This is a genomic window from Kitasatospora sp. NPDC001175, assembly GCF_053598215.1.
The window spans coordinates 121,734-130,136 of record NZ_JBSFJU010000010.1 but is presented as its reverse complement, the minus strand read 5'-3'; the positions used below and the strand labels follow the sequence as shown (position 1 = coordinate 130,136).

Below are 8,403 nucleotides of genomic sequence, written 5' to 3'. Positions count from 1 at the left end.
GCACTGAACGATCCGGTCGCCGTCGCCGAGGAACGCCGCCTGCCGCACTGAACGATCCGGTCGCCGTCGCCGAGGAACGCCGCCTGCCGCACTGAACGATCCGGTCGCCGTCGCCGAGGAACGCCGCCTGCCGCACTGAACTCGACGCGCTCGGCGTGGGTCGAGCGCCGGAGGTCCGCTTCCCAGCGCCCTGGCCGCGCCACTTCGGATCGGTGACGGTGGTGAAAGCGTCGGGCTGCGAACTCAGGCCGCCGCGGCCGGATCGGTGACCTCCTCGCACCGCTGCCGGAACGTCGTCGGGGTCGTCGACTCCGCGGTGCGCGGCTCGGTCCTCACGGGGTCAGGCCGGGCGCGGGATGTAGGCCAGGCCGTGGGCGCCGGGCTCGCCGAGCTTGGCGATGTCCAGCCGGGCCAGGCTCTGCAGCGTCTCCAGGTCGACGATGTCGACGGTGGACGAGACGACGCAGGCCACATAGGCGAGGCGGCCGTCGGGGGACGAGGTGATGGTCCGCGGGAAGAGCCCCACCTCGTCCTGGCCAAGCTGCTTGCGGGTGTCGGCGGAGAACACCGTGAGGCTGCCCGGCGCATGGCGTCCGAGCGGTGACGTCGGGTCGGGCTCCATGCGCGTTTCGCCCGCGAGCAGCATGCCCGTCGACGTCAGGTGCACCGGCAGGACGATGTTCTCCGTGGGCAGGGTGTCGACGACGGACGCGGTCGGGGCGTCGATGACCCGGATTCCGGTGGCCGGACGTTCCGCGGTGATGTCGGAGAACGAACCGCCGTAGGGCGAGGCGACGAAGGCTTGCGTACCGTCGGCGGAGACGGCGAGCCCTTCACTGCCCGGCACCTCGACCTTCGCGGTGAGGACTCCCCGTTCGAGGTCGACGAAACCCGCGCCGCGGAGCGGCTCGGCACGTCACCCGCGGCGGTCAGTCGCACCCTGGCGCGGCTCCGCCGTGCCGTCGGTGACCCGCTGCTGGTCCGCGCGGGTCAGGGGATGGTCCCGACCCCGCGAGCCCTGGAACTCCGGGAGGAGGTGGGCGCGTTGCTGCTCAGCTGCGACAACGTCCTGCGGCCGGAGCCGGTTTCGACGCCGTGCACCTCCAGCGCACCTTCACCGTGCAGGCCACCGACGTGCTCCTGGTGGGGCTGGCCGGCACCTTGACCGAACGGATCCACGCGCAGGCCCCGCACGTGGACGTGGTCTTCCTCCCGGAGGCGCTGGAGGGCGGCCCCGCGCTGCGGCAGGGCTGGGTCGACGTCGAGCTGGGCGTTCTCGGTCACCTGGACCCGGAGATCCGCACGCGTCAGCTCACCAAACGGACGCTGGTCGGCGTAGCCCGCAGCGATCACCCCCTCTTCGACGAGCGGATCGACGCCCGCCGTTTCGCCGCGGCGGACCACATCGGCATCTCCCGGCTCGGCAAACGCCTCGGGCCCATCGACAGGGCGCTCGCGGAACTCGGGCTGCGGCGCCGGATCGCCGTCGTCGTACCCAGCCACACGAGCGCGATGATGCTCGCCCGGGACACCGACCTCGTGGCGCTCAGCCTGGCCGACTGGCTCCCCGGCGCCATCTCCGCGATGGGGCTGCGCACCTTCCCCGTCCCCCTCGACCTGCCGCCCCTGGACCTCGGAATGGCCTGGCACCCCCGCAACTCGACCGACCCGGGGCACCGCTGGTTCCGCGACCACCTGGCGGCCGCGGTCCTGGCCCCGTCAGGGCCGGAGGACGACAGCTCGCAGCGGAGCACAACGGCATAGTGGCGAGCTTCGGGGCGGCTCCGGGCCATGGCCGGGAGCAGGGCGACTCAGGCACGTATCCCGCCGGTCCGAACTTCGCCAGCTGATGGCGCCTTCCAGCCATCCATGTCCGGTTCTGTGGCACGAAATGGCCGGAAGCGAGCGGGCAGTACTGCGCGGTCACCTTCTGGATCTACTATCGGAGGCGGGGGTCCTCCTGCCGCGCTCAGCCGTGTTCGGCAAGCGGGGTTTCCGCACCAATTCGCTTGTATTGTCACGATGATGACGTGCAGTCACACACGTCTTCTTCTGATCAGAGGAGTGGACGTGGATGTCCGGCAAGCATGGGCGGCCGAACTCGATCCGGCCGATCGGACGTTGGTCGAGGAGTCCCTCGCCTTCGTGAGCGGCGCGGACACCGACGGCGTGCTGGCGGGCCTGGCGCCCGGGCTGACCGAGCGGCAGCGGGCCTCGGTGGCCGCGCACTGCGCGATGGCGCACGCGGCCGTCCTGGTCTTTCCGGCCTCGCTCGACCGGCTGATCGCCGGCTTCCGGTCCGCGGGCTTCTCGGTCGGCGAGCCCGTGCCGAGCGTGGTGGTCCGGGACCGTCTCAGCCTCCGGTACGGTGTGCCGGCCGACGCGCTGAACGTTCGGATCGTGCACATCCACCGCCCGTCGACCGGCCACGGCCCGGGCTTCGTCGAGCTCTTCGCCCTGGAGGCGCCGGGGGGCTCGGAGTTCACCGGGATCGCCGCGCGCGAGCGCACCGAGCGGAACGAGTCCCATCTGGCGCTGGACGTCGGCGCGCCGGACGACGTGGTGCTGGCAGGGCTGAGCAGCCTGCTGACCGAGCACGGCGGGCTGACGGCCGACGGCGGCGGCTACAACGCCGTGGAGGACTGCACGGTGCTGTACTTCCGCAGTCCCGAAGCCACACCCCCGGGCTCGAACCCCGATCACTACCGCAGACTTGAGCTGCGTGTGCTCGGCCACCACCCCGGCGCGCTGGCCGCGCACACGGCGACCGCGACGGATGATCCGACGAAGCGGCTGCTGGAGCTGATGACCGGGGCCTGGACGACACAGGCGATCGCGGTGGCCGCGGAGCTGGGCCTGGCCGACCACCTGCCGGGCCCGAGCCGCCCGGAAGCTCCTTGTCCGATCGGCGAGTTGGCCGAGCGGCTCGGCGTCGCCCCGGACGGTCTCACCCGTCTGCTGCGCTATCTGACCGCCGCGGAGCTGGTCACTCCCACCACGGACTCCTACCGGCTCACCGCACTGGGCGAACTGCTGCGGCGGGATGCCCGGCACTCGCTGCGCCCGCTGGCGCTGCTGTACGGCGGCCCGTTCTACCAGTCCTTCGGCGCGCTGGCCCACGCCGTGCGCACCGGGCAGGAGGCGTTCGCGACGATCTTCGGCCAGGGCCATTTCGACTACTTCGCCGAACACCCAGCCCTGGCAACGCTGTTCGACAGCGCGATGGCCGCCAGCGCGGAGATGTTCGAGCCGGTCCCCGGGCTCGTCGACCTCTCCGACGCCCGCGTCGTCGTGGACGTCGGCGGCGGCAGCGGCGAGCTGCTCAGCCGGTTCCTCGCCCACACGCCGCACCTGCGCGGTGTCCTCTTCGAGCGCGCCCATGTACTGGAGCGCGCCCGGCAGCGACTGGCCGACGACGGGCACGCCGACCGCTGCGACCTCGTGGCCGGTGACTTCACCCAGGGCGTGCCACGAGGCGGCGACGTCTACCTGCTCTCGCGGATCCTGCACGACTGGGACGACGAGCAGTGCCTGGCGATCCTGCGCCGGTGCGCGGCCGACGTCCCCGAGGACGCCCGACTGCTGATCGTGGAACGCCTGTTGCCCACGGACGGGACGTCATCGCTGGCGGCGGCCTGGGACCTGCACATGCTCTGCAACGTGGGCGGGCGGGAGCGGACCGCGGAGCACTACGCACGGCTGCTGTCGGCAGCCGGCTTCGACCTGGTCGCGATCTCCGGCCTGCCGCTGGACGGCAGCCTCCTGCACGCCCGCAGGCGCGGCTCGGACCAGGCCGCCCGGACCTGACGGCTGCCCAGACTCGGCACACCGTAGTGAGGATCACAGCCCTGGCGATCTCAGCCGACGACCATCTGACGGACCTCCGGAGCCGGCGGACCGGAACCGCCTCCTGACGCCGGCAGACTCAAGGGCTGGCCGCGCTGTCGCTGGACGCGATGGCCTCGGTGGTGTACGGCCCCGAGGCCATCGTGGTGGTGTGGCGGCGGGCAGTCAGGGGCTGGGACACACCCTGCCGGTGACGGTGGCGATCGTGGCGTACCGTGCTGAAGAAGCGGTACAACCCGGTCAACTGGCATTGGGTGGACGACTCCGCGCAGCACCACCTCTGAGGCGCGCCCCGTACGCACGACGGCATCCGGAGCTGCGGTGATACGGTCCCTGATCGTGACAGAGCAGCTTCCGGTGTTCCCGTATCACCCTGACCCGGTGGCCACCGGCGCCATCGTCCGATCCGACGGGGAGTGCAGTTGCTGCGATCGGGCCCGTGGCTACATCTACACGGGCCCCGTCTACGCGGCGGAGGACCTCCGCAATCGGCTCTGCCCGTGGTGCATCGCGAACGGGAGCGCGGCTGCCCGTTTCGACGCCCAGTTCACGGATGTGGTCGACGATGTTCCACGGGATCGCCTCTTCGCGATCACGCAACGCACGCCAGGATTCAGCGCCTGGCAGCAGGAACACTGGCTGGTCCACTGTGACGACGGTGCTGCCTTCCTTGGGACCGCTGGAGCTGCCGGGCTTGCCGCCTACCCCGAAGCATGGACATCGCTCCAACGAGAACTCGAGTCCTGGCCCGCGTCGCAGGCCGAGCAGTTCCTCAAGGCATTGACCAAGGACGGTCAGCCAACCGCCTACCTCTTCCGGTGCCGAGTCTGTGGCAGCCACCTCGCCTACTCGGACGCCACGTAGGTCCGGGCAACGGGTTGATCGACTCGGTCGGTACGTTCGCCCGGTTCAGCGGCAGCTGACGTGTCCCGCACCGACGAAGCCGGCAGCCAACGACTATGCCCGTGTGCCCCGCCCCGGCGGTCGCGAGGTCCGCCCGCTACGCGTGCAGTTCCAGGGAGATGTGCGAGGACAGCGCGCGGAGGAAGTCGGGCGCGTCGAAGATCTCGCCGGCGGAGGCGACACCGGCCGTCCTGGTCCGTCCCGTGAGGATGCGATCGACCGCTTCCACCACGAGCGGCGCGGTGACGGCGTAGATGTCCTGGCCCCTTGCCACGGCGCGGCGTTCAGCGCCGCCGGAGCGCACGACGACATCGACGAGGAAGGTCTGATCGGACCGCCCGTGCTCGTCGACCGCGGTCAGCGTCGGCGTGTCCGGGGCCGACACGTCCCTGGCCGCCTCGACCGTCATGTAGGTGCGCACCTCGGGGATGGACAGATGGCTTGGAACGGTGACGACGTCGGCCATCGTGAACTCCCCGATGACGGCCCGGGTACCCATCGGGTCGGGAAAGTGCCACTCCACCGTCGACGGGTCGTCATGGCGGTACTCCAACCGTCCGTTCGCGTAACGGACTCGCCGGCCGCCCCGCCGCTCTCGGGAGACCGCGCCCGCGGCACGCGTCCCGGCGGTGGGGTGCCAACTGCTCAGCCCGTACGCGATGTGCGCCTCGTCGGCCGCCGTCCAGTCACCCATCGCGGCGGTGGCCAGCAGGTCGCCGAGGCCGCCGTAGAAGGCCATCGCGGGGACGATCACCGCTCCGGCGGCGCGGGCGCGGTCCGTGAAGTGCGTGAACGTGTCGACGTTGGCCTCGATCTCGGCCGCCACATCCACGTACGGGATCCCGGCACGCAATGCCGCCTCGATCACGGGGGCGGCCGTCGTGGCGAAGGGCCCGGCGCAGTTGATCACGGCTGCCGCACCGGCCAGTGCGCGATCGAGCGAGGCCGGATCGCCGACCGATGCCGGCCGGGCGTCCAGTCCGGGACGGGAGGCCGCCAGTGCCTGCAACTTGTCGGTGTCGCGGCCGGAGAGAACCGGGAGGAACCCGCGATCCAGCAACTGCGCCACCACGAACCGCCCGGTGTGCCCGTACGCACCGAATACCGCCACCTTGTGTCCCGTTCCCATGGGTCCTCCCCCGTGCTCAGATGATCTGCTGTGCTCTGTCGTGATCATCCTGGCGGGGGCGGGCGCCCCACGCGAGTGTCCGGAACGCCATGACCCATACAATTCCGGACATGGACACTGTCGCGCTGGCCCTCACCGACGGGATGCTGCACTTCGAGCTGGCCATGGCGTACGAGGTCTTCGGCGCTGCCCCCGTCAGCGTGGTGGGCCCCTGGTACGACGTCGCCGTCTGCGGGCCGGACACCGTGCAAGTCGGCCGGTTCCGGTTGGCGCCGGACCACGGACTCGACCAACTCCCGCGCGCCGACACCGTGATCGTCCCGGGCTGGGCCGACGTCGACGAGGATCCACCAGCCGAGCTGGTCGACGCGGTGCGCGCGGCCCACGAGGCAGGCGCACGTGTGGCCTCCCTCTGCACGGGCGCGTTCGTACTGGCCGCCGCCGGCCTGCTGGACGGGCGGCGCGCGACCACGCACTGGGCGCACACCCAAGCCCTGGCCGCCCGCTACCCCCAGGTGGTGGTGGACCCGGACGTCCTGTACGTGGACAACGGCAGCGTGCTCACCTCCGCCGGCAAGGCCGCCGCCATGGACCTGTGCCTGCACCTCGTCCGCCTCGACCGCGGCTCGTCAATCGCCAACGCGGTCGCCCGCCGCCTGGTCGTACCACCGCACCGGGACGGCGGGCAGGCCCAGTTCGTCACCACCCCGATGCCCGCCCCGGCGAGCCACCCGCTCGCCGAACTGTTCCCGTGGGCGATCGAACGACTGGACCAGCCGCTGACCGTGACGGACCTGGCCCGCCAGGCCCGGATGAGCTCGCGCCACCTGAGCCGCCACTTCAGGTTGGTGACCGGGACCACCCCGCTGCAATGGCTGCTCACCCAACGGATCCGCCACGCCCAGGAGCTGCTGGAGACCACCGACGACAGCGTCGACACCATCGCGGCGGCCACCGGCATGGGCACCGCCACCACGCTGCGCCGGCACTTCAACCGCACGGTCGGCGTGCCTCCGGACACCTACCGCCGCACCTTCCGCTCGCGGACCCACCCCGGCCCGACCGACAGCGGGCAACACCACCAACTCCCCTGAGCCCAGGGGACCACCCTCGCTGACCGGCTCGCTGCTCTCCTCGATCGGCCGCGCGCCGCCGGCAACGCCGTGATCCGCTCGTCCTGCTCGACGGGGCGGTTCGGCCGCCGTCGCCGACGGTGGGGGCAGCCCGCATGGGTTCCTCTTCACCGAGCTGCTCACCCGCAGGGAGGTGGTCCAGCACCTCGCCGTGATGGCCGTGATCAACTCGACCGGACAGGTACGGCTGTCCGTGGTAGGCAGGCCGCCGGGCTCGACGTTCAGTCCGCTTCGCAGAGGTCCGGACCAGACTCGGAAAAGACCGTCCGCCGCAACTCGCCTCCTCGTCACGGCAAGTGACGGCGAACCACCGGCCACGGCCCGCCCCTCGACAAAGCCGGGGGACGGGCCGTACGGACCTTGCGCGGTACCGCCCGCCAGGACTGCTACGCCTGGTTGGCCGCCGGTTCCACCGTGCGTTCCACGGCCGGTGCGGGAGCGGCGGCGCGTTCCCGGTGGCCGCGCTCGATGCGCTGTCCCCAGCCGGCACCCACCAGGATCAGGACCGCGCCCGCTACTCCGTACATCCCCAGTCGGTCCCCGCCCAGCAGGACGCCCACCAGCAGGGCCCACACCGGCTCGGTGCCCAGCAGCAGGCTGACCCGGGACGGGGAGGTCGTCCGGACCGCCCACATCTGCACGAAGAACGCGAAGACCGTGCAGATCAGCGCGAGATAGAGCAGGTCGACCCACTGTCCGGGGCCGAGCTGCCGGGCGAGCGAGACGAAGGAGTCCCCGGCCAGCGGACTGGCCAGGCAGAACAGCACGGCGGCCGTGGCCATCTGGAGGTAGGTCAGGTTGAGCGAGTCGTACTGTTTCCCGGCTGATCTGCGGTGCATCACGGTGATGTGGACGGCCCGTACCCCGGCGGCGATCAGCACCAGCCAGTCTCCCGCGGACGGGACCCGCAGGCCGTTGCCGGAGGCCAGCAGCGCGACGCCGACCACTGCCATGACCGCCGCGACGAAGAACCGCGGCGGCAGCCAGGACCGGCTGACGGCGCTGTCCAACAGCGGGGTCATCACGATGGTGAGGCTGATGATGAGCCCGGCGTTGGTCGCACTGGTGTGTGCGATGCCATACGTCTCGAACAGGAAGATGACGGCGAGGATGGTGCCGAGGAGTATCCCGGTGACTGCTTCGTCGCGACCGACGCCGCGCAGTCGGCGCAGGCAGACCGGCAGCATCGCCAACACCGTGACCGAGAAGCGCAGTGCCAGGGCGGCGATCACCGTCGTGGGCGTGACCAGTTCCTTCGCGGCCAGATAGGTGGAGCCCCACACGACTGCCACCAGGAGCAGCAGGACATCGACCAGCCGGGCGGGGACTTGGGGTCTGGGCAAGGGCGTTCTCTCTTCCGGGGCGGCGGCCGACGGGGGCGTCCGGTGGGTG

Annotated in this window: 8 protein-coding genes; 5 read left to right on the top strand and 3 right to left on the bottom strand. The window is 71.2% G+C overall.

Annotation, left to right across the window (positions count from 1 at the left end):
• Positions 1–340 precede the first annotated feature (340 nt).
• Complete coding sequence (locus ACWDAK_RS10550) at positions 341–847, bottom strand: YncE family protein (protein ID WP_427393970.1); 507 nt, start codon at positions 845–847, stop codon at positions 341–343.
• Between ACWDAK_RS10550 and ACWDAK_RS10545 the strand changes: the two genes are divergently transcribed.
• From ACWDAK_RS10545 to ACWDAK_RS10530, 4 genes are all read left to right on the top strand, one after another.
• Entirely contained in the window at positions 803–1,165 is a 363-nt protein-coding gene (locus ACWDAK_RS10545; RefSeq protein WP_344636033.1) for a LysR family transcriptional regulator, read from the top strand. The two genes, ACWDAK_RS10550 and ACWDAK_RS10545, sit on opposite strands and share 45 nt — an antisense overlap.
• The gene (locus tag ACWDAK_RS10540; RefSeq protein WP_344636034.1) at positions 1,096–1,764 is read left to right on the top strand and encodes a LysR substrate-binding domain-containing protein; all 669 of its coding nucleotides are present in this window, start codon (positions 1,096–1,098) and stop codon (positions 1,762–1,764) included. The genes ACWDAK_RS10545 and ACWDAK_RS10540 overlap by 70 nt, the downstream gene beginning before the upstream one ends.
• A gap of 306 nt (positions 1,765–2,070) precedes the next feature.
• Positions 2,071–3,807 (top strand): methyltransferase, encoded by a 1,737-nt coding sequence (locus ACWDAK_RS10535; protein ID WP_344636035.1) that lies wholly within the window; start codon positions 2,071–2,073, stop codon positions 3,805–3,807.
• Positions 3,808–4,185: 378 nt separating this feature from the next.
• Positions 4,186–4,710 (top strand): CbrC family protein, encoded by a 525-nt coding sequence (locus tag ACWDAK_RS10530; RefSeq protein WP_427393969.1) that lies wholly within the window; start codon positions 4,186–4,188, stop codon positions 4,708–4,710.
• Between the two features lie 136 nt (positions 4,711–4,846).
• On the opposite strand, the gene ACWDAK_RS10525 is transcribed toward ACWDAK_RS10530, so the two are convergent.
• Positions 4,847–5,878 carry a saccharopine dehydrogenase family protein gene (locus ACWDAK_RS10525; RefSeq protein ID WP_427393968.1) on the bottom strand — a complete coding sequence of 344 codons (1,032 nt, stop codon included), beginning with the start codon at positions 5,876–5,878 and terminating at the stop codon, positions 4,847–4,849.
• 110 nt (positions 5,879–5,988) lie between these two features.
• Here ACWDAK_RS10525 and ACWDAK_RS10520 point away from each other — a divergent pair, with 110 nt between their 5' ends.
• Positions 5,989–6,972, top strand: a complete 984-nt coding sequence (locus ACWDAK_RS10520; protein ID WP_427393967.1) for a helix-turn-helix domain-containing protein — start codon at positions 5,989–5,991, stop codon at positions 6,970–6,972.
• A 425-nt stretch (positions 6,973–7,397) separates the two neighbouring features.
• Here the strand turns inward: ACWDAK_RS10520 and ACWDAK_RS10515 are convergent, their stop codons facing one another.
• The gene (locus tag ACWDAK_RS10515) at positions 7,398–8,354 is read right to left on the bottom strand and encodes a DMT family transporter (RefSeq protein WP_344636039.1); all 957 of its coding nucleotides are present in this window, start codon (positions 8,352–8,354) and stop codon (positions 7,398–7,400) included.
• Between the last annotated feature and the right edge of the window lie 49 nt (positions 8,355–8,403).

Coding starts and splice junctions, on each gene's coding strand:
- ACWDAK_RS10520 (WP_427393967.1), top strand. CDS start 5,989: ATGGACACTGTCGCGCTGGCCCTCACCGACGGGATGCTGCACTTCGAG.
- ACWDAK_RS10525 (WP_427393968.1), bottom strand. CDS start 5,878: ATGGGAACGGGACACAAGGTGGCGGTATTCGGTGCGTACGGGCACACC.